The following is a 956-nucleotide window of genomic DNA, read 5'->3' as shown; positions in this document are numbered from 1 at the left end:
GATACCACCGATGAATGGGCCAAGTAGTTGACCACCGGTTACCCCAGTCACTAACATACCAAGGGCGTACCCTGAACGTTCCTTCGGGGTCTGCGTTGCAATCATGGCATTCGCGTTTGAAACGAAACCACCAAATAACCCCTGCAAAGCCCGCAGGAACACTAATTGCCAAATGTTTTGGGCAAGTCCCATGAGCAGAAACACGATGGCCATACCAAGTGAGGCGCGCAGGAGCATTAACTTACGTCCTTTGCTATCTGCTAACTTACCCCAGAACGGTGACACAATCGCTGTCATCAAAAAAGTGATGGCAAAAGCTAGTCCACTATAAAAGGTGAGCTGATTTTTACTGAAGTTACCAAGCGTATCAACGTAGAGTGATAAGAATGGCAAGACTTCACTAAATCCGATACCGGTCATAAAGACACCGAACCATAAAACAAATAGGTTACGTTGCCAAGTTGGGAGACCGGCTAATTTCTTGGTCATAAAGAAGTCTCCTTTTTCCACAGTTATTTAATTCCAAGAGACAATTGTACGCTTATTTTTCGGAAGATGCACCCGGATTGTCTAATGTAAAACTGTTAACCGAACTTAAAATGCAAGTTAAATGATTTTATTCGGCATCAGCACTTGCAATCCTTCATAAGACGTGTAATATATTGAACAATAACTTTTACACAAAAATCATTTTTGCACTTGCAGATTTAATTGCTGGAAAATGGCCAGCGAGTTTCTACCGCCTACCGAAAGTGGCGACAATCCGCAAATGACTGAATAAGAGACTCTCTTTGCAAGCATTTGTGGATCACTGTATCCAGAAATGCTTTTTTGTTACAAAAATTTTGGAGGGTTTTATGTCTCAGTTTAGTGTAACCAACAAATTTGTTCCAATGGGGTTGACCTTTGAGGACGTGCAAGTGTTAGCAACGAACGCACAGGTTGTGCCTGCCAAT

Annotated in this window: 1 protein-coding gene and 1 riboswitch; the gene reads right to left on the bottom strand. The window is 42.4% G+C overall.

Annotated features, from left to right (window positions below):
- The coding region (locus tag WEIDD23_RS08690) for an MFS transporter (protein WP_156469616.1) at window positions 1–489 on the bottom strand (489 nt) is incomplete at its 3' end.
- A 194-nt stretch (window positions 490–683) separates the two neighbouring features.
- Window positions 684–782: riboswitch (purine riboswitch) on the top strand.
- The last annotated feature ends 174 nt before the right edge of the window (window positions 783–956 follow it).

The sequence above is a fragment of the Weissella sp. DD23 genome (assembly GCF_001579105.1).
Lineage (GTDB): Bacteria > Bacillota > Bacilli > Lactobacillales > Lactobacillaceae > Weissella > Weissella cibaria.
Note: the sequence above shows the minus strand (reverse complement) of the source record. Positions and strands in the feature narration are given on the sequence as shown.